The 22,382-nt window shown below is 57.5% G+C and carries 24 protein-coding genes and 1 pseudogene; 16 read left to right on the top strand and 9 right to left on the bottom strand.

Features of this window, described 5'->3' with window-relative positions; genetic code table 11:
• Nucleotides 1-13: 13 nt before the first annotated feature.
• The 8 genes from recA (at nucleotide 14) to hflX (ending at nucleotide 8,796) form a co-directional block, all read left to right on the top strand.
• Complete coding sequence (recA, locus tag DW195_RS02330; protein ID WP_022094695.1) at nucleotides 14-1,162, top strand: recombinase RecA; 1,149 nt, start codon at nucleotides 14-16, stop codon at nucleotides 1,160-1,162.
• A gap of 11 nt (nucleotides 1,163-1,173) precedes the next feature.
• A complete protein-coding gene (locus DW195_RS02325; protein WP_118205713.1) occupies nucleotides 1,174-1,866 on the top strand; it encodes a regulatory protein RecX in 693 nt (230 codons plus the stop codon).
• 257 nt (nucleotides 1,867-2,123) lie between these two features.
• Entirely contained in the window at nucleotides 2,124-3,674 is a 1,551-nt protein-coding gene (gene rny / locus DW195_RS02320; RefSeq protein ID WP_118205712.1) for a ribonuclease Y, read from the top strand.
• Between the two features lies 1 nt (nucleotide 3,675).
• Nucleotides 3,676-4,761, top strand: a complete 1,086-nt coding sequence (locus DW195_RS02315) for an ATP-binding protein (protein WP_006235981.1) — start codon at nucleotides 3,676-3,678, stop codon at nucleotides 4,759-4,761.
• Between the two features lie 74 nt (nucleotides 4,762-4,835).
• Nucleotides 4,836-5,153: a stage V sporulation protein S gene (locus DW195_RS02310; protein WP_117564291.1), complete on the top strand. Its 318-nt coding sequence runs from the start codon at nucleotides 4,836-4,838 to the stop codon at nucleotides 5,151-5,153.
• A gap of 45 nt (nucleotides 5,154-5,198) precedes the next feature.
• Nucleotides 5,199-6,569 (top strand): tRNA (N6-isopentenyl adenosine(37)-C2)-methylthiotransferase MiaB, encoded by a 1,371-nt coding sequence (miaB, locus tag DW195_RS02305; RefSeq protein ID WP_118205711.1) that lies wholly within the window; start codon nucleotides 5,199-5,201, stop codon nucleotides 6,567-6,569.
• The gene (gene miaA / locus DW195_RS02300) at nucleotides 6,569-7,507 is read left to right on the top strand and encodes a tRNA (adenosine(37)-N6)-dimethylallyltransferase MiaA (RefSeq protein WP_118205710.1); all 939 of its coding nucleotides are present in this window, start codon (nucleotides 6,569-6,571) and stop codon (nucleotides 7,505-7,507) included. The genes miaB and miaA overlap by 1 nt, the downstream gene beginning before the upstream one ends.
• The gene (gene hflX / locus DW195_RS02295) at nucleotides 7,507-8,796 is read left to right on the top strand and encodes a GTPase HflX (protein WP_118205709.1); all 1,290 of its coding nucleotides are present in this window, start codon (nucleotides 7,507-7,509) and stop codon (nucleotides 8,794-8,796) included. Before miaA ends, hflX begins: the two co-directional genes overlap by 1 nt.
• Here the strand turns inward: hflX and DW195_RS02290 are convergent.
• Both DW195_RS02290 and lexA read right to left on the bottom strand, forming a co-directional pair.
• Nucleotides 8,781-9,485 (bottom strand): heparan-alpha-glucosaminide N-acetyltransferase, encoded by a 705-nt coding sequence (locus tag DW195_RS02290; RefSeq protein WP_118205708.1) that lies wholly within the window; start codon nucleotides 9,483-9,485, stop codon nucleotides 8,781-8,783. The two genes, hflX and DW195_RS02290, sit on opposite strands and share 16 nt — an antisense overlap.
• Complete coding sequence (gene lexA, locus DW195_RS02285; RefSeq protein ID WP_040359862.1) at nucleotides 9,485-10,129, bottom strand: transcriptional repressor LexA; 645 nt, start codon at nucleotides 10,127-10,129, stop codon at nucleotides 9,485-9,487. Before lexA ends, DW195_RS02290 begins: the two co-directional genes overlap by 1 nt.
• Nucleotides 10,130-10,292: 163 nt before the next feature.
• Between lexA and DW195_RS02280 the strand changes: the two genes are divergently transcribed.
• The 3 genes from DW195_RS02280 to dut are packed head-to-tail and all read left to right on the top strand — an operon-like array spanning nucleotide 10,293 to nucleotide 11,685.
• A complete protein-coding gene (locus DW195_RS02280) occupies nucleotides 10,293-10,742 on the top strand; it encodes a LysM peptidoglycan-binding domain-containing protein (protein ID WP_158567882.1) in 450 nt (149 codons plus the stop codon).
• A gap of 51 nt (nucleotides 10,743-10,793) precedes the next feature.
• Entirely contained in the window at nucleotides 10,794-11,237 is a 444-nt protein-coding gene (gene nrdR / locus DW195_RS02275; RefSeq protein ID WP_022093781.1) for a transcriptional regulator NrdR, read from the top strand.
• A 4-nt stretch (nucleotides 11,238-11,241) separates the two neighbouring features.
• Complete coding sequence (gene dut, locus DW195_RS02270) at nucleotides 11,242-11,685, top strand: dUTP diphosphatase (protein ID WP_118205706.1); 444 nt, start codon at nucleotides 11,242-11,244, stop codon at nucleotides 11,683-11,685.
• Nucleotides 11,686-12,071: 386 nt separating this feature from the next.
• On the opposite strand, the gene DW195_RS02265 is transcribed toward dut, so the two are convergent.
• A complete protein-coding gene (locus DW195_RS02265) occupies nucleotides 12,072-13,373 on the bottom strand; it encodes a glycosyltransferase (RefSeq protein WP_118205705.1) in 1,302 nt (433 codons plus the stop codon).
• Nucleotides 13,374-13,491: 118 nt separating this feature from the next.
• Here DW195_RS02265 and DW195_RS02260 point away from each other — a divergent pair, with 118 nt between their 5' ends.
• Both DW195_RS02260 and DW195_RS02255 read left to right on the top strand, forming a co-directional pair.
• Nucleotides 13,492-14,430: an NAD(P)/FAD-dependent oxidoreductase gene (locus tag DW195_RS02260; RefSeq protein ID WP_118205704.1), complete on the top strand. Its 939-nt coding sequence runs from the start codon at nucleotides 13,492-13,494 to the stop codon at nucleotides 14,428-14,430.
• A 154-nt stretch (nucleotides 14,431-14,584) separates the two neighbouring features.
• Nucleotides 14,585-15,196, top strand: coding sequence for a DUF1836 domain-containing protein (locus DW195_RS02255; protein ID WP_199576293.1), 612 nt, complete (start codon nucleotides 14,585-14,587; stop codon nucleotides 15,194-15,196).
• Nucleotides 15,197-15,269: 73 nt separating this feature from the next.
• On the opposite strand, the gene DW195_RS02250 is transcribed toward DW195_RS02255, so the two are convergent.
• The 6 genes from DW195_RS02250 to DW195_RS02225 form a co-directional block, all read right to left on the bottom strand.
• Complete coding sequence (locus tag DW195_RS02250) at nucleotides 15,270-16,136, bottom strand: DegV family protein (protein ID WP_118205703.1); 867 nt, start codon at nucleotides 16,134-16,136, stop codon at nucleotides 15,270-15,272.
• 167 nt (nucleotides 16,137-16,303) lie between these two features.
• On the bottom strand, nucleotides 16,304-17,431 hold the full coding sequence (locus DW195_RS02245; RefSeq protein ID WP_055285172.1) for an NlpC/P60 family protein: 1,128 nt from the start codon (nucleotides 17,429-17,431) through the stop codon (nucleotides 16,304-16,306).
• A gap of 32 nt (nucleotides 17,432-17,463) precedes the next feature.
• On the bottom strand, nucleotides 17,464-17,994 hold the full coding sequence (locus tag DW195_RS02240) for an adenine phosphoribosyltransferase (protein ID WP_118205702.1): 531 nt from the start codon (nucleotides 17,992-17,994) through the stop codon (nucleotides 17,464-17,466).
• Nucleotides 17,995-18,034: 40 nt separating this feature from the next.
• Nucleotides 18,035-18,913 carry a MerR family transcriptional regulator gene (locus tag DW195_RS02235; protein WP_055250118.1) on the bottom strand — a complete coding sequence of 293 codons (879 nt, stop codon included), beginning with the start codon at nucleotides 18,911-18,913 and terminating at the stop codon, nucleotides 18,035-18,037.
• Between the two features lie 3 nt (nucleotides 18,914-18,916).
• Nucleotides 18,917-19,351: an FHA domain-containing protein gene (locus DW195_RS02230; protein WP_006236002.1), complete on the bottom strand. Its 435-nt coding sequence runs from the start codon at nucleotides 19,349-19,351 to the stop codon at nucleotides 18,917-18,919.
• A 66-nt stretch (nucleotides 19,352-19,417) separates the two neighbouring features.
• Nucleotides 19,418-20,209, bottom strand: a complete 792-nt coding sequence (locus DW195_RS02225) for a CDP-alcohol phosphatidyltransferase family protein (RefSeq protein ID WP_233540791.1) — start codon at nucleotides 20,207-20,209, stop codon at nucleotides 19,418-19,420.
• Nucleotides 20,210-20,530: 321 nt separating this feature from the next.
• Between DW195_RS02225 and DW195_RS02220 the strand changes: the two genes are divergently transcribed.
• The 3 genes and pseudogenes from DW195_RS02220 to DW195_RS02210 form a co-directional block, all read left to right on the top strand.
• Nucleotides 20,531-21,259, top strand: coding sequence for a lantibiotic protection ABC transporter ATP-binding protein (locus DW195_RS02220; protein WP_118205701.1), 729 nt, complete (start codon nucleotides 20,531-20,533; stop codon nucleotides 21,257-21,259).
• A complete protein-coding gene (locus DW195_RS02215) occupies nucleotides 21,256-22,026 on the top strand; it encodes a hypothetical protein (RefSeq protein ID WP_118205700.1) in 771 nt (256 codons plus the stop codon). Before DW195_RS02220 ends, DW195_RS02215 begins: the two co-directional genes overlap by 4 nt.
• A 35-nt stretch (nucleotides 22,027-22,061) precedes the next feature.
• Nucleotides 22,062-22,382, top strand: a pseudogene (locus DW195_RS02210) (lantibiotic ABC transporter permease); the annotation flags it as partial.

The following is a 22,382-nucleotide window of genomic DNA, read 5'->3' as shown; positions in this document are numbered from 1 at the left end:
AGGAGGGCTATTCATGGCCAAGAATTCAGGTCCCGTACGTACCGTTCATGCTCGCACGACGGGTAAAGAGCGCGATGAGATGATCGCCACCACCAAGGCCGAGATCGAGAAGAAATTCGGCCAGGGTTCCATCATGAGGTACGGCGACGGTGGCCCCGAGCTCGAGGTCGAGGCCATCCCTACGGGCGCTCTGGCACTCGATGCCGCGCTGGGTATCGGCGGCGTGCCGCGTGGCCGTATCGTCGAGATTTACGGTCCTGAGTCCTCCGGTAAGACGACGCTTTCGCTCGAGATCCTGGCCGAGGCCCAGGCAATGGGTGGCGTTGTGGCATTTATCGATGCCGAGCATGCGCTCGATCCCACGTATGCCGCGCGTATCGGCGTGGATATCGACGAGGTGCTCATTTCTCAGCCCGATACGGGCGAGCAGGCGCTCGAGATTGTTGACATGCTCGTGCGTTCCGGCGCCATCGATGCCATCGTTGTTGACTCCGTCGCCGCGCTGACCCCGCGTGCCGAGATCGAGGGAGAAATCGGCGACACTACGGTCGGTCTTCAGGCTCGCCTGATGAGCCAAGCGCTCCGCAAGCTCGCCGGCTCGCTGTCTAAGTCCAACACGACGTGCATCTTCATTAACCAGCTGCGTGAGAAGATCGGCGTCATGTTCGGCAACCCCGAGACCACGACGGGCGGCCGCGCCCTTAAATTCTTCTCTTCGGTGCGTATCGACATTCGCCGTATCGATAGCATTAAGCTTAAGGACGAGGTTATCGGTAACCGCGTGCGCGCTAAGGTCGTTAAGAACAAGGTGGCAGCTCCGTTCCGTTCTGCTGAGTTCGACATTATGTACGGTACGGGCATCTCTAAGGAGGGCTCGATTCTGGACATGGCTGTCGAGTGCGGCATCTGCAAGAAGATGGGCTCCTGGTTTGCCTATGGCGAGGACAAGCTCGGCAACGGTCGCGAGGCCGCCAAGGCGTTCCTGCGCGAACACCCCGATTGCGCCGACGAGATTGAGCATAAGGTCCGTCTTGCCTGCGGGCTTGAGTTTGATGACGATGCTCCGTCCGAGGTAGAGCTGACCGATCAGCCTGCGCCTGAGGAGTTTGACGAGCTTTACGCCATCGATGGTTCCGCCATGCTCGATGATGACGACGAGTAGCGGTTACGCTCATGTCGTATACGGTGACCGAGGCCACGGTCGTCTTTCCCGATAAGAAGGCGGCCTCCTCGTTCTCGAGCGGGTATGCGTCCAAAAAGCCTTGCGCACATATCGATTGTGAGCTTGAGGGCGGTTTTGAGCGGTCCATTTGGATTCCCGTGCGGGTCGCGCGCCTGTATGTCAAAAACCGCCCCGATCTTCCCTGTGATTGGGATAACTTTTGTGAGGCGGTGCAGCTCATCGAGCGTAAATGTGCACTTACCATGGTGACTGAGATGTTATCGCGCCGCGACCATGCGACGGGTGAGGTCCGTGACAAGCTGGCTCGCTACGGCTTTCACCAGCCCGCGATCGATTTCGCCGTCGAGCGTGCCACCGAGTATCGCTTTTTAGACGAGAACCGATTTTGCTCGTACTTTATCGAGGAACGCAAGCGGCGTGGTTGGGGACAGCGTAAAATCGAGACCGAGCTCAAGCGCCGTCATGTCGTGCTCGATGACATTCCCGGTTATCCCGAGGATTATTTTGCCGTCGAAGACGATTTGGCGCGTGCGTCAGCCCTGCTCGTTAAGCGGCGTGTTCCAGAGACGCGCGGATTCGAAAAACTGGTTCGGTTTTTGATGGGCAAGGGCTTTTCGTATCACATCGCCGCCGATGCCGTTAAGGCACGTCTCGATGCCGAATGTGAGGAATGTGCGCTTTAGGCGTATGCGTTTTGTGGCCCTGCCGTTCACCGCGTTTTAGCCGCCGTGCTGGGGCCATTTATTTGACAGTTGTTGTGGTTCAACGTACGATAAACATTGTCATTTGCTTTGTGATATGTGCTCATCTGTGATGAGTTTGTTTATATGTTTATCTGTATCCGACCCGCATAAGCTGCGCCCATATTACTCAAATGTCGCGAGCCGTTCGTAAGGACGGTTCGCTTTGTTGTGTAACGAATCCATAAAAAGGAGTGAGCATGCCTATCATTGCAGCGCTCGTTGGCATCGTTTTGGGTGCCGTCGCCGCCATTGCCTACATGCGCACCGCCAAGCAGGGTAGTCTTCACGAGGCCGACGAAAAGATTCAGTCGGCACACGCACAGGCTGAGTCCCTGATCGGTGATGCTAAGCGTCAGGCCGAGACCCTCAAAAAAGAGGCTCTGCTCGAGGCTAAAGAGGAGATCATCAAGAACAAGCAGGCCGCCGAGGCCGAGGACAAGCAGCGTAAGAGCGAGATTCGTACGCTCGAGAACCGCGTGATGCAGCGCGAGGAATCCCTCGATCGCCGTAACGACGCTCTCGACAAGCGCGAGCATCAGCTGTCCAGTCAGGCCGGTCAGGTCGAGAAGCGCTCCCGAGAGCTCGAGGAGCTCTGCGCAAAGCAGACCTCCGAGCTCGAGCGTATCGCCGACCTTACCCGCGAGGACGCCCACAAGGAGCTCCTCGATAAGGTTCGTGGCGAGGTCACCCACGAGGCTGCCACGATCATTCGCGAGTCCGAGCAGCAGGTTCGCGCCGAGTGCCACAAGACCGCCCAGGAGATTCTGTCCCTGGCGATTCAGCGCTGCGCTGCCGACCACACTGCCGAGGTCACCGTTACCTCCGTGCACATTCCCTCTGATGACCTCAAGGGCCGTATCATCGGTCGCGAGGGTCGCAACATCCGTACGTTCGAGCAGGTTTCCGGCGTCAACCTCGTGATCGACGACACGCCCGAGACCGTCGTTCTTTCGAGCTTCGACCCGGTCCGTCGTGAGACCGCCCGTGTTGCCCTCGAGAACCTCATCGCCGACGGCCGCATTCACCCCGCCCGCATCGAGGAGATGTATCACAAGGCTGCCGACCTGGTTCAGCAGCGCGTGCGCGAGGCTGGCGAGCAGGCTGCCTTCGATACCGGCATTCACGACCTGCACCCCGAGATCGTCAAGACCCTTGGTGCCCTGCGCTACCGTACCTCGTTTGGTCAGAACGTGCTTCAGCACTCCCTCGAGGTCTCTGACCTGTGCGGCGTGATGGCTTCCGAGCTTGGCCTGGACGTTGTGACTGCCAAACGCGCCGGCCTGCTGCACGACCTGGGCAAGGCAATCGACCACGACGTCGAGGGCCCGCATGCCGTCATCGGCGCCGAGCTTGCTCGCCGTTATGGCGAGAAGCCCGTTATCGTTCATGCTATCGAGGCTCACCATGCCGATGTCGACCCCAACACGGTACTCGATGTCCTGGTACAGGCCGCCGATGCCGTCTCCGCTTCTCGCCCCGGCGCCCGTCGCGAGTCTGCCGAGAACTACATCAAGCGTCTTGAGAAGCTCGAGGAGATCGCCAACTCCCATGACGGCGTCGAGCGTACCTATGCCATGCAGGCCGGTCGCGAGGTCCACGTCATGGTTCAGCCGGACAAGATCTCCGATGCCCAGTCCACGGTCCTGGCTCACGATATCGCCCATCAGATCGAGGAAGAGATGGAGTATCCCGGTCAGGTGCGCGTCGTCGTGATTCGCGAGAGCCGCGCTGTCGATATCGCTAAATAATATGAGCGACGCGAACGAGCTCATCTCATTTATCGCGTCGATGTCGGGGGAGGGCAACCTTCGCGTCGAGGAGAACCTTGGCGAGGGGTATGTCCGCCTCCGCGTTTCGGAGGCCGAGCGGCGCCAGGCAAAGCACGACATTCAACATGTCGAGGATATCGTCATCGAAATGCTCCGTAATGCTCGCGATGCTGGCGCCGACAAGGTCTATCTCGCCACGACCAAGGAAGATGGCGTCCGCACGCTTGTCTTTCTGGATAACGGTTCGGGCGTTCCGCAGGATATGCAAGAGCGAATCTTCGATGCCCGCGTTACCTCCAAGCTCGAGAGCATGAAGATGGACCGTTGGGGCGTTCACGGTCGTGGTATGGCATTGTTTTCAATCAAGCAGAACACCGACGAGGCCCGTGTGGTCACGTCCGGCGTCGATCTTGGTTCAGCCTTTAAGGTGAGCGTTGCGGCCGACCGCCTTAGTGAGCGTGCCGATCAGTCCAGCTGGCCCCAGGCCGTCAAGGATGAGGACGGACGTTATGTCTGTGCTCGCGGTCCGCATAATATTATTCGCGCTGCCTGTGAGTTTGCGCTCGAGGAGCTGCGTGGTTGCGATGTCTATCTTGGTTCTCCGTCTGAGATTGCCGCGACCCTTTATGCTCAGGCGTCAAGTCGGCTCGATACGTCTCGTCTCCTGTTTATTGATGACGAGAGCGAGCTTCCGGTTGTTGATCGTCTAGGCCTTGCCTCCGATGCCGAGGACTTTATCCGTATCTGCTCGGGTTTGGGTCTTGAGATGTCCGAGCGCACGGCACATCGCATTTTGGCAGGGCAGATTAAGCCCGTTCGCGGTGTGACCGCGCGTCTGCTGCGCGAACGTGATTCGTCCTCGCATGCGCCGGCTCCTGTCGATCTCGCGAAGGATCGTCGCGGGCTACGTATTGCCAAGGATGACATGGCACAGTTTTCGCGTGCTGTGGAGCGCGACTTTAATGACCTTGCCGCCCGGTACTATCTCAACCTTTGCGGCGACCCAAAGATTCGCGTTTCGCGTGATCGAATCACCGTGACCTTCGATCTTGCCAAAGAGGAATAGTGCCTTTACCGAGTCCACTCGGTACGATAAAGTTATTGCAGTTAAAACGTACTTTTAAACGCAGGAGTTTCTTCATGGATTGCCTGAAGGTATCAAGCAAATCATCGCCCGCGTCCGTTGCCGGCGCCATCGCCGGCATGGTCAAGGATGGTGTACCCGTCAACATCCAGTGTGTCGGTGCCGGTGCTGTCAACCAGGCCATTAAGGCCGTGGCTATCGCGCGCGGTTTTTTGATTCCAACCGGTTTTGATATTTCCTGCGCGCCTGTGTTCTCCGACATCCTCATTAATGGGGAGTCGCGCACAGCCATCCGCCTTTCTATCTACGTTCACCAGATCAATCGAGCTGCTATGGATAACGTCGTCATTGATGATGTTAAGCCTGTGGCATAGCTTCTGCTTGCCTCGATTCGCCCCCCATCGTTAGGACTTATGCACATGGACCAGCGTTCCGTACGCGATATTCTTGCCGGTAAAACCTACTTTATCCGCACCTTTGGCTGCCAGATGAATCAGCACGACTCCGAGCGCGTGAGCGGTCTGCTCGATTCGTATGGTTGCCTCATGGCGCTCGATCCCGAGCATGCCGATATTGTTGTCTTCATGACATGCTGCGTGCGCGAGGCCGCCGATACTCGCCTGTACGGTCAGTGCAATTCCTGCAAAAGCCTGCCGCCTTCGCCTTCGGGCAAGCGCGTGGTTGCCGTGGGTGGCTGTATCGCGCAGCGCGATGGCGAGGTCCTGCTCACCAACGTCGATAATGTCAATGTCATTTTTGGCACGCATTCCATCGCACATGTGGCCGAGCTCATTGCCGAGGCGTTCCTTGATGGTAAGCGTCATATCCGTACCAATGAGCATGAGGATACGGATGCCATGAGCATGCCGTGGCATCGCGAGACCCAGTATCACGCTTGGGTGCCCATCATGACGGGCTGCAATAATTTCTGCACCTACTGCATCGTGCCGTACGTACGCGGTCGCGAAAAGAGCCGCCCCTTCGAGGAGATTGTCGACGAGGTGACCGGTCTGGTGCGCCAGGGCGTGCGCGAGATCACACTTTTGGGCCAAAACGTTAACTCATATGGTCGCGATCTGTTTGGCAAGCCGCGTTTTGCCGATTTGCTGCGCGCCGTGGGCGATACGGGTGTGGAGCGTATCTTCTTTACGTCTTCGCATCCCAAGGATCTGTTGCCCGAGACCATCGACGCCATGGCCGAGACGCCTGCCGTTATGCCGCAGCTGCACTTGGCCGTCCAGTCAGGTTCGACGCGGATCCTCAAAGAGATGAATCGCCGTTATACACGCGAGGACTATCTGGGCCTGGTCGATCGCATTCGCAACCGCATGCCCGATATCGCGCTCTCGACTGACATTATCGTTGGCTTTCCGGGCGAGAATGAAGAAGACTTTGAGCAGACGCTCTCACTTGCCGAGACGGTCCGCTATGCTCAGGCCTATACCTTCATCTATTCCAAGCGCGCCGGTACCCCGGCCGCCGAGATTGACGATCCTACGCCGCATGAGGTTATTCTCGAGCGTTTCAACCGCCTGGTTAAGGTTATCGAGACCACGGCACACGAGTATAACCAGGGTGAGCTCCATACTGTGGTGCCGGCGCTCATTGAGGGAACGAGTAAAAAGAACGACGCGGTCCTGCTGGGTAAGAGTCCCAAGAATCAGACCGTGCATGCGCCCATCCCCGAGGGCTACAGCATCGATCAGCTTGTTGGCAAGATCGTTGATGTTGACGTTGACGTTGCCAAGACCTGGTATTTGTCCGGCTCCGTTGTGGGCGAGCCGCGCTAATGGTTTCTCCCGGGGCAGGTCTTTCCGCCGTTGCGATCGTCGGTCCGACGGCGGTTGGTAAGAGCGATGTTGCCGACCGTTTGGCAGCTTGTCTTTCGTCCGAAGTGCTGTCGTGCGATGCGATGCAAATCTATCGCGGCATGGACATCGGTACTGCAAAGATGGCGCCCGATGAGTGTACGGCGCCGTTGCGTCTCGTCGACATTGTTGAGCCGGGTGTGGCATATTCTGCTGCACTTTATCAGGATGACGCTCGCGCGCATGTTGAACGTCTCCTTGGTTTGGGTTGCCTGCCGGTTTTTTGCGGAGGTACGGGGCTGTATCTCAAGGCCGCCCTGGATGAGATGGATTTTCCCTCGGGCGAGCTTGAGGACGATCGTCGCGCGGGGTATCAGGAACTCGCCGAGCGCATAGGCGAGGAAGCGCTGCACGCGCTGCTTGCCGAGCGTGACCCAGAATCTGCTGCTGTTATTCATCCCCATAACGTGCGCCGTGTGATTCGTGCGCTCGAAATGCACGATGATGGTGTCTCCTATGCACAGCAAAAAAGTCAGTTTAGTGTTCCACGCGAGCATTATCGTGCTCTATGGTTTGGTCTGACGCGTAATCGCGAGGTGCTCTACGAGCGCATTAACCTGCGCGTCGATCTGATGTTTGAGCAGGGTCTTGTCGATGAGGTCCGCGGTCTTATGGACCAGGGGCTGGGAGATGCCCTGACGTCGATGCAGGCAATTGGCTACAAAGAGATCATCGATGCTTTCAATGGCGTGATAAGCATGGATGAGGCTCGCGAACTCATTAAGATGCGTTCGCGTCGTTATGCCAAGCGTCAGCTTTCGTGGTTTAAGCGCGATGACCGTATCGTGTGGTTTGATATGGATGAATGTACGATCGATGAGGTCGTTGAGGATATTCTGCATCGTATTGAGGCTGCCTAATGGCCCGTTTCCCCCTTGTTCCCACGGCGCCCGAGCCCGAGCGTGCCATTTTAGTTGGTGTTGAGTGGCGCGACAATGCATGGCCGCTCGATCGCTCGCTTGATGAGCTGGAACGTCTTGCCCACACGGCTGGTGCCCAGTGCGTGGCACGCTTGTCGCAGCGTTTGGTAAAGCCGTATCCTAAATCGTTTATCGGTTCCGGTAAGGTTGAAGAGCTGTGCGGCCTGGTGCATCGCTTAGATGCCGATGTCGTTATTTTTGATGACGACCTGTCGCCCTCGCAGCAGTCCTATTTGGAGAAAGCCGTGGGCGAGCCGGTAAAGATTATCGATCGTACAGCACTGATCCTGGATATCTTTGGCCTGCATGCTCAGACGCGTGAGGGACGCCTACAGGTTCAGCTGGCACAGCTTCAGTATCTGTTGCCTCGTCTGCGCGGCATGTGGAGCCATCTTGCCAAGGAGCAGACGCGCGGCGGCATCGGCTCACGCTTTGGTCAGGGTGAAAGCCAGCTCGAGGTCGACCGTCGCCTCATTCGTAATAAGATCGCTGCGCTTCGTAGTGAGCTCAAGCAGGTTGAACAGCGTCGCGATGTCCAGTCCAAGAGCCGCATTGAGTCTCCGGCGTTTCGCGTCGCGTTAGCCGGTTATACCAATGCCGGTAAATCGACGTTGCTCAATCGTCTGACCGGCTCTACTGTACTTTCGCAGGACAAGCTGTTTGCTACGCTCGACCCGACGACGCGTTCGTATCGCCTGCCCGGCGGTCGCGGCATGACGATCACCGATACCGTCGGCTTTATTCAAAAGCTGCCGCATGGTCTTGTCGATGCCTTTAAATCGACGCTGTCCGAGGTTTTGGGTGCCGATCTAATTCTCAAAGTCGTAGATGCGTCTGACGAGGACTATGAACGGCAGCTGGAGGCTGTCGACCGCGTGCTTGATGAGATCGGTGCCGGAGAGCGCCTAACGCTGACCGTATTCAATAAAATCGATCTTCTCGATAGCGTTGATCGATTAAGTTTCCGTCGTCGCTATCCCGAGGCCGTGCTGTTCTCGGCCCAAACGGGCGAGGGACTCGACGATCTCGTCGACCGTATTGCTCGTGAGGCGGCTGCCACCGATGTGCTGCTCTCCGCTGATATCCCGTATCGTGAGGGCGCCCTCATCACGCTGGTGCATGAGCAGGGAACCCTTCTGCATGAAGAATATCTCGAGAACGGCGTTCGCATTGTGGCGAAGTTGCCGGCCCGAATCGCGCCGCGTCTCGAGCGCTATCGTACGGAATAAACGATTTCTAGTACGCCTAGAATGACAGGCTGATGGAGCAGGTAGAACGGTAAGGCATGCCGACCAAGGACTGTGAGCGCCGGGATGGGATTGGCGTATGCCCATTCGGGCGCTTCGAGGCTTGATGCTTGTGCTACCTGGGCAGCAAAATAGCCGGTAAGGTACATAAAGACAAACGGAATGAGCGGATAGTAGTCTCCCGAAACAAAACCCGGGCCCGGAAATCCTAGCCATGCCAGGTAGGGGAGTGGGTAGACCGCTTTTGGAATGCCCCAGGTTAGGGCAAAAAGAACAAGGCACGCCGCGATGCCCCACGAGCCCGGTAATTTTTGGAGTAGCGGACGGGTGAGTGCAACCACCGCGGTGCACGCCGCCATGCAATAAATGATGCCAAAGTTCACTGAATCGTCGACCGATACGACCGTTGTTGCGATCCAGACGACCAAAGCTGCGGCAGCGTACTTGGCCGCTCGTTTAGCATTGTTGCGTGAGAGCGTGCACATCCAACCCGCGATAAACAAAAATACCCAGCTGATGCTGGCGCGCCAGATGTCTTGAAAGACTGACTGGGTAAACCAGGGCATATCCCAGCCGTACAGGTAGGCGAGATCATAGCAAGCGTGAAAACCTGCCATAGAAATCATCGTAAACCCGCGGACGGTATCAAAGATGGTTATGCGTTTTTGCATTACGAGAACCGGCGCATCAAGCCGACGACTTTGCCCAGGATAACGGGATTCGTTGCATAGATAGGTTCCATGGTGTCGTTCTCGGGCTGCAGGCGTACGCGTCCCTGCTCCTTGTAGAACGTCTTGACGGTCGCTGAACCATCAATCATGGCCACGACAATTTCGCCGTTCATGGCACTCTTTTGTTCACGGACGATGATGTAATCGCCATTGAAGATGCCGACATTGATCATTGAGCTCCCATGTACCTCAAGGATAAAGGAACCCTGATCGGTGGCGATTTCGGTCGGGATAGTAAAAGTGTCTTCGATATTCTGCTCGGCCAGAATGGGGATCCCAGCCGCGACGCGACCAACGAGCGGTAGCGAGACCGTCCCGCGAGGTGCGGTGGGCTCGTCAGATTTAGAAATTGAGACAGAGGAACCGTCTTCGTTAAAGAGTTCCAGGGCACGCGGTTTGGTGGCATCGCGCTTGAGTAGCCCGCGCGCCTCCAGGGCAGAGAGATGAGCGTGCACGGTGCTGGGGGAGGAAAGGCCCACGGCAGAAGCCATCTCGCGCACGCTGGGCGGATAACCCTTCTCCTGCTGATATTCCTTGATGAAGTCGTAAATTTGCTGCTGACGCTTGGTAATTTTGCGAGCCATCAGGGCATCCTCTCTACCCATGTCAAACAAATGTTCGAATTTTGCTTGACAGGAACAACTGTTCGAAGATAATAATAACCGAACATTCGTTCTCGCGCCAGACATTTTTGTCCGCGCGGCTTGATAAAACTGTTCTCAGCAAAACACGCGAGAGGAGAACATGATGAACGCAACGAATATGGTCCAGGGAAACCTCGCCCTTAAGCTCGAGACGCCTGCCGCGCCCGCTTTTACTGTTGTCAAGGGTGGCCGTTCCGGTTATCAACCTTTGCCCGTAAAGTCTGCTCGTACTCAGTATGCTGTTGCCGCGCCGACTCCCGCTGCCCTGAAGGTCTCGACGATTGTTGCCGTCGCCGTTGCGCTCACGCTCTTTTTTGTCCTCGCTACGTCGGTCTTCAGCGCTCGTCATGCCGCGTATGCCGAGTCCGCTTCCAACGTTACCTACGAGACCATTCGCGTTCAGCCTGGTGATTCTCTTTGGTCGCTTGCCGAGGAATATCCAATCGAAGGCCTTTCCACGCAAGAGACTTCCGACATGATCCGTAACGTCAATCATCTGGAGCATGGTTCGCTCGCCGCCGGTGCGCATCTTAAGGTTCCTGCTCGTTCGTAATCATTATCGCGCTGCGCATGGTACCCTTGTTATCGTTTAAGAGGAGGTTCCATGCGCTGTCCCAAATGCGGCAAGGCACATACCCGCGTCGTTGATTCCCGTATGCAGGAGTCAAATAACACCATTAAGCGCCGTCGCGAATGTTGCTCGTGTAACTACCGCTTTACAACGTTCGAGCGATGTGAAGACCCAATCGAGGTCATTAAGTCGGACGGAACTAAGCAGCGGTTCGATCGCAATAAGCTGCTCGTCGGCTTGATGCGCGCCACCATCAAGCGTGATATCGACACTAAGAAGCTCAATGAGATTATCGACGACATCGAGGTCGAGCTGCGTTCACGCACGCTGACGGCCGTCACGTCCCATGAGTTGGGTGACATGGTGCTCAAGCGCTTGGCCAAGATCGACAAGGTAGCGTACATTCGCTTTGCCTCGGTCTACCGTGATTTCAAAGACGTCGATGAGTTTCTGCAAGAGCTCGACAAGCTAAGGTGATTCCATGCCCAACATTACCGTCAACATAAAGCGTCTCGACCCCACCGTCGAGCTTCCCAAATACGCCCATCCCACCGATGCCGGCTTGGATTTGCGCTCCAACGAGGATTGCGTCCTGAAGCCCTTCGAACGCCGTCTGGTCTCTACTGGGCTGGCCATCGCCCTGCCTGACGGCTACGCCGGCTTCGTCCAGCCCCGCAGCGGCTTGGCCATCAAGCAGGGCCTGTCTATAGTCAATACGCCGGGTCTCATTGACGCCCACTACCGAGGAGAGCTCAAGGTTATCCTCATCAACCTGGATCCCACCAACGACATCCAAATCAACAAAGGCGACCGCATAGCCCAACTCGTCATCCAAGAAGTCCCCACGGTCAACCTCATAGAAGTAGAAGAACTAGACAAAACCGATCGAGGCAACGGAGGCTTCGGCTCCAGCGGCGTCGCCTAGGGCGCTCGTATCCCTCCCGCTCGGGGCTTACCTATATCATTCCATGCTCAAACATTCTCGCTTCGCTTCGCTCGCTGCGAAACTGCGCGTGGAACGATATGTGAGAGAGGCGGGCGGGCGGCTACTCGCTTGACAAAAAATTACATTCTAGTTAGCCGACGCGATAAAGGAATAGTCTCTTTGTCGCGTCGGCTAACTGTATTCATCTTTTCCGGTCTCGCCTTTGTTGGTTCTACTGGAGGGGAATCTAGTTTAGCTGCTAGTACGTAAACGCAGCTTGCCTGTGGGGGCCTATATATCGTCCCGCGCGCAGTTTCGCAGCGTAGTGAGAATGTTTGAGCACGGGATGATATATAGGCCCCCACAGGCAAGCGGACAGTCCGACGCTAGCGGATATGCGCAGGTTTTTCGCCCCAGTAGAAGCGGCAGAAGGCTCTTTTGCGCTTTTGGGGTTTGCCTATGAGCTCCATGGTTGCGATGGCTATGTCTTCGGCTGCGTGGGGGCGGCGTAGTACTTCGCCGTTGATGAGTAGGGCTTTGAGTGACTCGGGATGATCGTGCAGATGGCGCAGGGTTACGATGAGTTCTCGTGCGGTGGTGACATGCATGCTGGCGCCCATGCCGGTGAGCATCGTGGTGTTGGCCTTTTCCTGGCCATAGGACTTGCCCAGCAGGATCATCGGCAAATGCGCACACAGGCACTCGGTGACGGTGAGTCCGCCCGATTTGAGAATTGCCAGGTCGCAGCCGTGCATGAGGGCCGCCATGTCGTCCACGTAGTCCAGAACCGTGACGTTTTCGAGCTTCATGGCGTCGAAGAGCGTCTTGAGGCGGTCGGCGTATTCCTCATCCTTGCCCGGCAAAAAGACAAAATGCATGTCCTCAAAGCTGCGTAGGAAGGGGAGGGTCTGGTCCATCGCCGCGCGAAAGCGGACGTACGGTTGAGGTAAACTGGCGCCGGCCATAACCAGCACGACGGTCTTGTCGGTGGGGAGGTTGAACTTGGCTAGCTCTTCCTCGCGATCGTAATCCGTGTCGAATCCGGCGCGAATAGGAATGCCGGTAATGCGAATATTTGCCTCGGGCACCTTGCGCGGGCGCAGCGTTTCGGCCATAAACTCATTGGCCACGCAGAATAGGTCGGTGTCCTTGTGGGGCCAAAAGCCTTCGACTTCGTAATCGGTCGGCACACAGATGACCGGGTAATCGATACCCGTAATTACGCGGGCACCCACGGCAACATTGGCTGCTGTGATGTGCGTTGCGACCACGGCTATGGGCCTGCGGCTACGAATATATTCGTTGAAGGCGGGGAACATAATTCGCGACCATGCCGTGCCTCCACCCCAAAGAAGATGTCCCGTAAGCGTATATCGCCAGGTCAGGTCGTAGATGGGGCGCGTGGCTCCCGTAAAAGATGCCGCGGTCTTATTGCCGTCGAATTTAATACGTCCAAAATCAAGGATATCTAGCACTTCAATCTCAACATCCTCGGGGATGCCATTGGTGCCGCGGATGAGGTCGAATGCCTGCGCAATCGCATTTGCGGCGGCTTTGTGGCCTGAGCCGACGGAGGCGTGCACGATGGTCACGAGAGGTTTTTGCTGGGCCAAGAGCGTGGTTTGCTCCGATTGGGGAGTGCTGTGCGTGAGCAGGGGAGCGTCGTCGCCCGTCTGCGTCTGATCCATCGATAACTCCCCTTCGACGTTGTAACACGGATTTATCATTGTAGTGCATGAGTGTCACGTTCACGTAAATTTGGGTATGAGCGCAAAGAACGCCAATCTTTCGACAGGAGGTCTCTTCATGACTACCCATCAGCCGATCGATGTTGCTATTGTCGGTGGCGGCCCCGCGGGCTATGCTGCCGCCATTTACGCTGCGCGCTCCAACCTAACGACGACCGTGATTGAACAGGGCATGTCGGGAGGGCAGATCGCCACAACCAATGAGGTCGAGAACTATCCGGGCATTCCGCTCTTGAGTGGCGCCGAACTCGGCGAGCGTTTTCAGCAACATGCAGAGGGCCTGGGAGCACAGGTTGCATGGAGCATGGTTACGGGTATCGATTACGATGCCGATACAGCGCTGTTTACGGTGCATCATGATATGGGCGATACGCTGGCCTCGAGTGTTATCGCTTGCATGGGTGCTACGCCGCGATCTGCTGGTTTTGTTGGCGAGGATACGTATCGCGGTCGCGGTGTTTCGTATTGCGCGACGTGCGATGGCATGTTCTTTCGCGGTAAACAGGTCTTTGTCATCGGTGGCGGCAATGCCGCCTGCGAGGAAGCCCTGTTCTTGTCAGAAATCGCCAGCAGCGTGACCATCGTCTTGCGCCGCGACCAGTTCCGTGCGCCCGAGGGCGTCGTGAAAAAAGTCCTAGCTAAGGATAATATTTCAGTTAGGTACCAAACTAGTATTGTTGAGCTTTCTGGTGAAGCGATGCCCACGACAATTACGTTCAAGGATAATGCGAGCGGCAAGACGCATGCTGAGACCTTTGAACCTGGCTCGTTTGGCATTTTTGTCTTTGCTGGCGTGCAGCCCCATACTGAGCTTGTAGAGCATCTGGTAGATTTGGCGCCCGACGGCGGTATTGTGACCGACGAATCGATGGCCACCCGCACGCCTGGCTTATTTGCCGCTGGCGATATCCGTTCCAAACGTTTACGCCAGGTTGTGACCGCTGTTTCGGACGGAGCCATAGCAGCAACGAGCGCATACGCGTTTCTCCGTGGATAAGTACGATAATATATCTTATGTAAGGTTGCTATCTTTAAACAAAGTGGTTGGACGATGCATCAATGTGTTGTCCAACCACTTTTACTTGCCGGCTATGTGGTATGCAAAACTAGATAACCTAGAATACAATATAGAAAATGAACGGAGGACCTTTATGAACCACGTTAAACACGTTATTCCGATGTCCGATTCGTCGGTCAGTATTAAGCCTGAGGATATTCAGCCCACGGTGCTGCCCGATGCATTTATTCAGTCCGAAATCGTGTGCAAACTCAATACGTTGAGTCTGTCGCGCTATGACCAGTTGCCCAATGTGACGCTCTATCGCGACCAGGTTATTGAGTATGTTGCGCTGTGGATGGAGCCGCTGTCCATTTGCGTTGAGCAGCCCGTCATTACGCCATCGATGATCAACAACTACGTGAAGGTCGGCCTGGTGCCTGCTCCGGTTAAAAAGCAATATGGCCGCGAGCAGATTGCCCGTCTGATCGCTATCTGCATCTTTAAGCAGGTGCTACCTATTGCTGCGGTGCAGGCACTCTTTAACATTCAGCGTTTGAGCTACGATGCCCCGACGGCCTTCGATTATGTGGTCGATCAGCTCGAGGCATCGATTCGTTCGGCGTTTTCCGTCGAGCAGACGCCGGTTCCCGATACGGCGCATCAGGTAACGCGTGAGTCGCTGCTTGTGCGCAGTGCGGTTTCATCCTTCGTTTCGAAAGCGTACCTGATGAGCTATCTAAAGTTTAATGGGTTTAATAGCTAGCCGACGTATAAAACGGGCGGAACAAAGGTCTATCTGCCACTTTGTCCCGCCCGTATTTTTGCTTGGTTGGACGTTATTGGCCCGAAGCCACGCCCATGCCGTAGCCGATAATGAGCCCATGCATTTCGGCATAGTATGAATCTAGCCCGTTACAGGGCATGATGATAGTCTTGGAGCCTGGCCAGCGCTCCACAATTCGGCTGGCAAGTGCTTGGGCGCCTGCCTCATTCTCGACATGGTCGATAACGACCTCGCCGCCCGTAAAACCTTCGGCTTCCATGGTGTCGATGATCTTGTTGAGCATCTTCTTTTCGCCACGCGTGTGTCCGACGAGTTCGATTTTACCGGCTTCACTCGCCGTGCCCAAAATGCGAATATTGAGCTTATTGGCAATGACGCCGGCTGCCTTAGGGATACGTCCGGCTTTGGCCAGGTTTTCGTAATTGCACAAGCTGAAGAGGATTTTGCTGTTCTGCTCAAGGCTATCGAAGTATGCGCAAGCGTCCTCGAATGAGACATCCGGATTGCTTGCAAGATGGCGGTCGAACAGCAAGAAAATGAGGTCCATTTTGCCGCCAGCTGCGCGCGAATTGACTAGATGAATCTGCCGGTCGGGCTCCTCGGCAAGAACCATATCGCGAGCCGTGGCGGCGGCGTTGTAGCTGCCCGACACGCCCTCAGAGATTGGCATGCAGATGGTCTTGTCTGCCAATTTGAAGAGTTCGGCCCACTCCCCTACGCTGGGACAAGCGCTCGAAGAAGCGTTCGTCTCCGCCTGAACAGCGCAGTTGAGCTCATGAACATCGAGTGAAAGGTCATCGATGAATTCACGCTCCCCCACTCGAATTTTGAGGGGCGCAAATGCAAAGGTGGTATGGGGCGCGGTCGGTTGCCAATCGCGGAGGTTGCAGCTTGAATCGGAGATAAGTGCCCAGCTCATAGAGGGTCCTTTCTAATTGTTCCTCAACAATTATAGCCATCTTGCAAACTGAATGTACGGCTATCTAGTTTTGAATACTAGATAGCCGTACAAGATTAGAGAAAATAAAGAATGGACCTCGCGACTTAAAGCCACGAGGTCCACATTCACACGCTGTGTAAGATGACTTAGTAACGCACGAAGATATAGTTGTTGTTCATGCCGGCGGCAACGGAGCTGATGATAACACCCGTATTGTAGTCGGAAGCATGAATCATCTGACCACCACCGATGTAAATGCCGGTGTGGTACGAGTTGACCACAACGTCACCGGGCTGCGGATCGGACACACGCGTCCAGCCCATAAAGGTACCCGTGGTGCCCAGGCGGCAATAGCGACCAGTGAGGCAATAGCTAACAAAACCAGAGCAGTCGAAGCTGTTCGGGCCAATTCCGCCCCAGGAATAAGCGCAACCAAGCTTACTGTATGCACGCGAGACAACAGAACCGCCATCGACGGACTGGCTCGGAGCAGAAGGCGTCGGAGCCGGAGCAGGCGTGGAGGGCTGCGGCGTCGGAGCAGGTGCCGGCGTAGGAGCCGGAGTGTTGCCGCCCTGGTTGTTGTTATTGCTGGTCTGGCCACCGTTGTTGGTGTTCTCGGTCGTACCGGCAGTCTCGTTGCTCACCGTGGCCTTCTCGGCGGTGCTGGCGTTGATGCCGGCCTGCAGCGCGGCATTGGCCTCGGCCTCGGCGGCAAGCTCGGCCTGCAGCTGCGAATCCAAGGAATTTACGACGTTCTGGGCTTCAGCCTGCTGAGCATTAAGCTCGTCGACCTTCTTTTGCGTGGCGGCGACGTTCTTCTCCTGCTCGGCCTGCTTATCGGTGAGCTGCTGCTTAAGCTCCTTGACCTCTTGAATGGTCTGAGCCTGCTTATCGGAAACTTTGCCGTAGTAGAACAGACGGTTGAGCATATCGCTCAGATCATCGACACCCGTCAAAACCTGAAGCAGGCTCAGACCGCCAGTTTTGTACTCGCCGGCGACATAGGTCGAGAGCTTGGCCTGACCGTCAGCGATCTCCTGCTGCTTTTGCGTGATCTCGCCAGCAGTCTGATCGAGCGCCTGCGTCTGCGTGGCGAGCTCATCGTAAATCTGCTGGGTTTGGGTACCGATCTGCTCGAGCTTCGTTCGAGCAGCGGCAAGGTCGGATGCGGTATCGGCGTAGGCAGGAGCCGCGAGGCCCAAGCCCAAAACACAAGCGAGGGTTGCCGTAGCAGCGCAGCGTGCCATGTTTTTGTGCGTGTTTGCTGTGCGCATGTAGCTTCCTTTCCAGTAACTAAGGGTAACGGCTAGTCCACCGTCACCAGGCTAAAGAGCTCCACATCGCCATCAGACGGCGTGAGCTTCTCGCGCGGGTTGAGAAACGCAAGCTCAAGGATACAACCGTAACCGACAAGCTTTGCGCCCATATCTCGCACCAGTTTACCTGTTGCCTCGACGGTTCCGCCCGTCGCGACCAAGTCATCCAGAATCAACACGGTATCTTTAGAGCTGATAGCGTCGGCATGGATCTCAATGGAATCCGTTCCGTATTCGAGCTCATAGCTTTGGCTCACGGTCTCGCGCGGCAGCTTGCCCGGTTTACGTGCGGGAACAAAGCCGGCGCCAAGGGCTACAGCCACCGGTACGCCAACCATAAAGCCTCGAGCCTCTGGGCCCACGACCTTGGTGATTCCCATGCCGGCAAAGTGCTCGGCGAGGGCATCGGTCATGGCTTTGAGCGCCTCGGGATTGCCAAAGAGCGGCGTGATGTCTTTGAAGATGACTCCGGGCTCGGGATAGTCGGGGATGTCGACGATTTGAGATTCGAAGTCGTACATTGCATGACCTTTCAATGGGTTGCCGAAATATCAACAGCGGTTATTTGCCCGCGGTGACGGTGCCGGATTGCGAAGGGGCGACGACCTTGAGCGGCTTTACGAGAGAATCCTCGTGCGAAGCCGGTGCGGCAGTTTCTTCGTTTTTGGCCTTGGTGGATTCGGAGCGAGCGATTTCCTCATCGAGTGCATCGATGTCGGCGTCCTCGACCACGGCGTTGAGCGACTCAAAAACGCGGTTTTTGAGCAGCGCGGTGTGCACGCCCTCCGTCAGGTCGTGAAGCTTCTTAAACGCACGCTCGAGCTTGGCGTCGCGCTCGTCATCGGAGGTATCCATGCCGAGCATGCTCACGAGCACCTGCTCAAACATCGAGGATTCGCGGTTGGCGGAAGACACGTACTGACGCAGGTTGCGCGGCTCGATATGGAAGCGTGACAGCTCGGAGCAGTAGCGGATGATCGGAAAATCGCGACCATCGACGAGCTCACGGTTCTGCGGACTCTTGATGATGCGAATGAGGTCGTTCTCGGCGAGCGAGCGGATAAACGAGATCTCGACGCCCAGCATATCGGGAATGGTCTCGATGGGATGCAGCTTTTGTTTGGTCTCCTTGGGCTCCGTCTTAAGCGGAACATCGGACAGCAAGCCCACCTCGTAGGCGAGCGTTGACAGGTCCGTGGCGTTTTCCAAGCGCTGCTTAATCACGTTGAGCGGCATGTAGCGGGTCTTCTGCAAGTGCAGGATGACCTCCAGGCGATCAACGTCTTCCTTAGAGTACTGACGGTATCCCTTAGGCGTACGATGAGGGGTAATGAGCCCCTCATCTTCTAGAAATCTAATTTTTGAGTTCGAAAGATCGGGGTATGCGCCTCGAAGAAGGTTGACGACTTGGCCGATACTCAGATAGTTGCGTTCGGCCATGCCCTACTCACCGGTTTCGATGCGCTCCGGCGTGCTCTCGTGGTAGATGAGCGTAAACGTACCGATCTGGACGGAAGAACCATCGTGCAGCGGGGCCGCGTTGACAATGGCGCCGTCGACCCAGGTGCCATTGAGCGAGCCCAGGTCCTCAATGCGAGCGCCGAGGCCCTCGCGAATAATGCGCGCGTGGCTACGCGAAACGGTCATGTCGTTGAGGAAGATGCCATTTGCGGGATCGCGGCCGATGGTGGTCACGTCGTCCTCGAGTTCAAAGGCGGCACCAGTCTGCGGACCCTTGACGATGGACAGAACGGGGGCGGTGATGCGCACGTTGGCCATGAGGTCGGGAACGGTGACGTCGCTTGAAGGCACGCGGAATACGCAGGTAGCGTCAGCAGTCTTATCATTCTGAGGCATATTGTTAACCATGTTGTCCATGACAACCCCTAACTTATCGCGGACGTGCCGCAAATAATGAACCGTACGTAATCATACCCCAACGAATCAGTCTTCGATTTCGGGGTTCAGAAAGTCGATGTCCTCGTCCTCGGGATGCGCGAGAGCCTGTTTAATGGCCGCTCCGCCCTTAATGGAGTAGATGACAGCGGTGAGCATGGAGAAGATCACACCGCCATACACAAAGAAGATGCCGAGGGGCACCGAGCTTCCGTTAAGACCCGGGAAGGCCGTGAGGGATGAAGGTAAAAGGTGCAGGCCGTCAACAACGGGGAACCCGAGCAGCATGAGCGAGAAGCCGGTCATGAGCAGTGCAGTGGCAATCTTTCCGGGAAAGACGACATCGATGGGGCGACGGTGATAATGACGAACGATAAGCGTGCCGATGCCCAGATAGATGTCGCGGCCAATAATGAGCACGCAGACCCAGATGGGCAGCTCTCCGCGGACCACCAGCCCAAGTACGCCGGTGAACAGCAGCGCACGGTCGCAGATGGGATCCATGACCTTGCCGAGCCACGAGACCGTCTTGGTCATGCGGGCGATCTGACCGTCCATCCAGTCGGTAGAGGCGGCAACGGCGTAGATAACGATGGCGATGACGCGGTTGTTATCCGTCACAAACAGGTACAGAAATACCAGGGTGAGGATCAGGCGCGTAAAGGTGATGAAATTGGAGATCGTAAAGATCTTATTCGACGGGTAATCGGAAGTGCCGATAAGCTCCTTTTTGATCTTCTTTTTGATCTTCTTTTTGATGCCCACAGGACTCCCCCGCTGGTTAACGACAAAACTTTCGATACTATACCCGTTCCGGCGATGTCTATCCAGCGTAAGCATAGAGAGTCCAGACATGTGGAGGGCGCTTTTGGGCGGCGGGGATTTTCGCATTCGTGTACATCAGTCTCCAAACATGCCGAAAAATGTCGGTTTTGGAGGGTGATGTACACGTTTTGATTCGGTGATGACATCGATCGGGAAAGTTGTTGCCTTAAGCAAATTAATCATGATGTGCGGGTCGAGAAGGGCTGGCGCCAAAAGAGCCCAACGGCCGTTACGGCTTCGTTAGAAACGCACCCCACCATGGATGGTGAACCCGAAAGGCAAGGCGCGCGGGCACGGTGGCTCGGCCCGCGCTCCCGGAAGAGAAAGGATAAACCCATGGGTTACATGCTCGAGACGCGTGGGCTCACCAAGCGCTTCGGCCGCGGCGACCAGGCGCAGGACGCCGTGGCCGATGTGAGCCTTCATATCCGCGAGGGCGAGGTGTACGGGCTGCTCGGTCCCAACGGCGCCGGCAAGTCGACAACGCTCAAGATGATCTGCGGGATGCTGCGGCCGACGGCCGGGGAGATCCTCTTTGCCGGGCACGCCTGGTGCCGCGAGGACCTCTACGCAATCGGCAGCCTCATCGAGGAGGCGCCGCTCTACCCCAACCTCACCGCGCGCGAGAACCTGCGCGTGCGCACCACGCTGCTGGGCCTTCCCGAGAGCCGCATAGATGAGGTGCTCGCCGCCGTGGACCTCGCGGACACCGGGAAGAAGCGCGCCGGGCGCTTCTCGATGGGCATGCGGCAGCGCCTGGGGCTCGCGCTGGCGCTGATCGCCCGGCCACGCCTGCTCGTGCTCGACGAGCCCACCAACGGCCTCGACCCCATCGGCATCGAGGAGCTGCGCGACCAGATCCGCGGCTTCGCGGCGGCGGGCACGACGGTGATCGTCTCGAGCCACATCCTCTCCGAGGTGCAGCAGATGGCGGACACCATCGGCATCATCTGCGAGGGGCGCCTCGCCTACGAGGATGCGCTTCGGCCCGGGCAGGACCTCGAGGAACTCTTCATGAGCTTCTGCCGGGAAGGGCGACGAGCGCGCGGGGAGGTGGCGGCATGACGGGCGAGAAAGGCGGCCTGCTCGCGGCCCTGCGCGCCGAGGCCCTGAAGTCGCGCCACGCGGCACCGGTTCGCCTGGCCGTGCTCATGGCGCTGCCGATGCCGCTGCTCGGCGCGATGCCCTACCGGGGCGTGCAGATCTTCAGTGCGTGGAACTACTGGTACGCGCTCTTCCTGCCCGTGTCTCTCTCGCTCGTGGTGGCGTGCGTCGCGCGGGCGGACGCTCGCACGCGGATGCGGGGGCTTCTGGGCCTGGGCTTCCCGCTCGGGCGCGCCTGGTGGGCCAAGGCGCTCTGGTGCCTCGCGCTCTGCACGCTCTCGAACCTCGTGGTCTTCGGCATCTACCTCGCGGGATCGGCGTTCTCCTCGCAGGGCCTCACGGCCGCGGGTACGCTCACGATGCTCTTCTGCGCGCTCGTCAACACGGTGACCGCGGCGTGGATGATCCCCGCAGGGCTCTTTCTCACGGTGCGGCTCGGCATGCTCGCGGGCATCTTCTGCCCGCTCGTCGCGCAGCTCGTGGGTGGGTTCGCCTGGTCGTTGGTGCCGTTGCCGCAGCTCTTTCCGCCGTCGGCGAGCATGGTCATCCCCACGAGCTTCATCCCCGTGCTGCCGAGCGGCGAGCCACTCGCGGCGGACATGGCGCTCGGCGGGGCGCTCGCGGCGGATGGCATGCTCACGCTGGCGGGCCTTGCGGTCTGCGCGCTCGCGTTCGCCGCGCTCACGGCGGCGGGCGCGGCCTGGTTCGCGCGCTCCGAGGAGAGGTGATGGCCGTGACGCGACTCTCCGACCCGACGCCGCGCATGACTCTCTCGCGGGCCCTGCTCTCCGAGGCCCTGCGCCTGGCACGCTCCCCGCTCACGGCGGTGCACCTCGTCTGCGGCCTGGCAGCCGGTCTTGCCTGCGGCGAGTACTTCTCAGTAGCCCGATGGGACCCGGCGCTGGGCGCGGACGCCTATGCCCAGTTCCTCGGCGCCCTCATGCCGCTCATGTCCGCCATCGTCTGCGGGCTCGCCGTGGACGAGGAGCGCGCTGCCGGGCGCCTCGCCAACCTCACGGCGGTCCCCTCGCGCGGGCGCGCCGTCGCGGCGAAGCTGCTCGCCCTTGCGGCGCTCGGCGCGGGC

Source organism: Collinsella sp. AM17-1 (assembly GCF_003470665.1).
Taxonomy (GTDB): Bacteria; Actinomycetota; Coriobacteriia; order Coriobacteriales; family Coriobacteriaceae; genus Collinsella.
This window is presented reverse-complemented; position numbering and strand designations above follow the sequence as displayed.

What these genes read in the sequence shown, in the direction of transcription:
- DW195_RS02220 (WP_118205701.1), top strand. Translation starts at nt 20,531, where the DNA reads ATGGGTTACATGCTCGAGACGCGTGGGCTCACCAAGCGCTTCGGCCGC.
- DW195_RS02225 (WP_233540791.1), bottom strand. Translation starts at nt 20,209, where the DNA reads ATGCTTACGCTGGATAGACATCGCCGGAACGGGTATAGTATCGAAAGT.
- DW195_RS02280 (WP_158567882.1), top strand. Translation starts at nt 10,293, where the DNA reads ATGAACGCAACGAATATGGTCCAGGGAAACCTCGCCCTTAAGCTCGAG.
- rny (WP_118205712.1), top strand. Translation starts at nt 2,124, where the DNA reads ATGCCTATCATTGCAGCGCTCGTTGGCATCGTTTTGGGTGCCGTCGCC.
- lexA (WP_040359862.1), bottom strand. Translation starts at nt 10,129, where the DNA reads ATGGCTCGCAAAATTACCAAGCGTCAGCAGCAAATTTACGACTTCATC.
- DW195_RS02265 (WP_118205705.1), bottom strand. Translation starts at nt 13,373, where the DNA reads ATGGATCAGACGCAGACGGGCGACGACGCTCCCCTGCTCACGCACAGC.
- DW195_RS02315 (WP_006235981.1), top strand. Translation starts at nt 3,676, where the DNA reads ATGAGCGACGCGAACGAGCTCATCTCATTTATCGCGTCGATGTCGGGG.
- DW195_RS02325 (WP_118205713.1), top strand. Translation starts at nt 1,174, where the DNA reads ATGTCGTATACGGTGACCGAGGCCACGGTCGTCTTTCCCGATAAGAAG.
- DW195_RS02310 (WP_117564291.1), top strand. Translation starts at nt 4,836, where the DNA reads ATGGATTGCCTGAAGGTATCAAGCAAATCATCGCCCGCGTCCGTTGCC.
- DW195_RS02245 (WP_055285172.1), bottom strand. Translation starts at nt 17,431, where the DNA reads ATGCGCACAGCAAACACGCACAAAAACATGGCACGCTGCGCTGCTACG.
- miaA (WP_118205710.1), top strand. Translation starts at nt 6,569, where the DNA reads ATGGTTTCTCCCGGGGCAGGTCTTTCCGCCGTTGCGATCGTCGGTCCG.
- recA (WP_022094695.1), top strand. Translation starts at nt 14, where the DNA reads ATGGCCAAGAATTCAGGTCCCGTACGTACCGTTCATGCTCGCACGACG.
- nrdR (WP_022093781.1), top strand. Translation starts at nt 10,794, where the DNA reads ATGCGCTGTCCCAAATGCGGCAAGGCACATACCCGCGTCGTTGATTCC.
- DW195_RS02240 (WP_118205702.1), bottom strand. Translation starts at nt 17,994, where the DNA reads ATGTACGACTTCGAATCTCAAATCGTCGACATCCCCGACTATCCCGAG.
- DW195_RS02260 (WP_118205704.1), top strand. Translation starts at nt 13,492, where the DNA reads ATGACTACCCATCAGCCGATCGATGTTGCTATTGTCGGTGGCGGCCCC.
- DW195_RS02290 (WP_118205708.1), bottom strand. Translation starts at nt 9,485, where the DNA reads ATGCAAAAACGCATAACCATCTTTGATACCGTCCGCGGGTTTACGATG.
- DW195_RS02250 (WP_118205703.1), bottom strand. Translation starts at nt 16,136, where the DNA reads ATGAGCTGGGCACTTATCTCCGATTCAAGCTGCAACCTCCGCGATTGG.
- hflX (WP_118205709.1), top strand. Translation starts at nt 7,507, where the DNA reads ATGGCCCGTTTCCCCCTTGTTCCCACGGCGCCCGAGCCCGAGCGTGCC.
- DW195_RS02255 (WP_199576293.1), top strand. Translation starts at nt 14,585, where the DNA reads ATGAACCACGTTAAACACGTTATTCCGATGTCCGATTCGTCGGTCAGT.
- DW195_RS02235 (WP_055250118.1), bottom strand. Translation starts at nt 18,913, where the DNA reads ATGGCCGAACGCAACTATCTGAGTATCGGCCAAGTCGTCAACCTTCTT.
- DW195_RS02215 (WP_118205700.1), top strand. Translation starts at nt 21,256, where the DNA reads ATGACGGGCGAGAAAGGCGGCCTGCTCGCGGCCCTGCGCGCCGAGGCC.
- miaB (WP_118205711.1), top strand. Translation starts at nt 5,199, where the DNA reads ATGGACCAGCGTTCCGTACGCGATATTCTTGCCGGTAAAACCTACTTT.
- DW195_RS02230 (WP_006236002.1), bottom strand. Translation starts at nt 19,351, where the DNA reads ATGGACAACATGGTTAACAATATGCCTCAGAATGATAAGACTGCTGAC.
- dut (WP_118205706.1), top strand. Translation starts at nt 11,242, where the DNA reads ATGCCCAACATTACCGTCAACATAAAGCGTCTCGACCCCACCGTCGAG.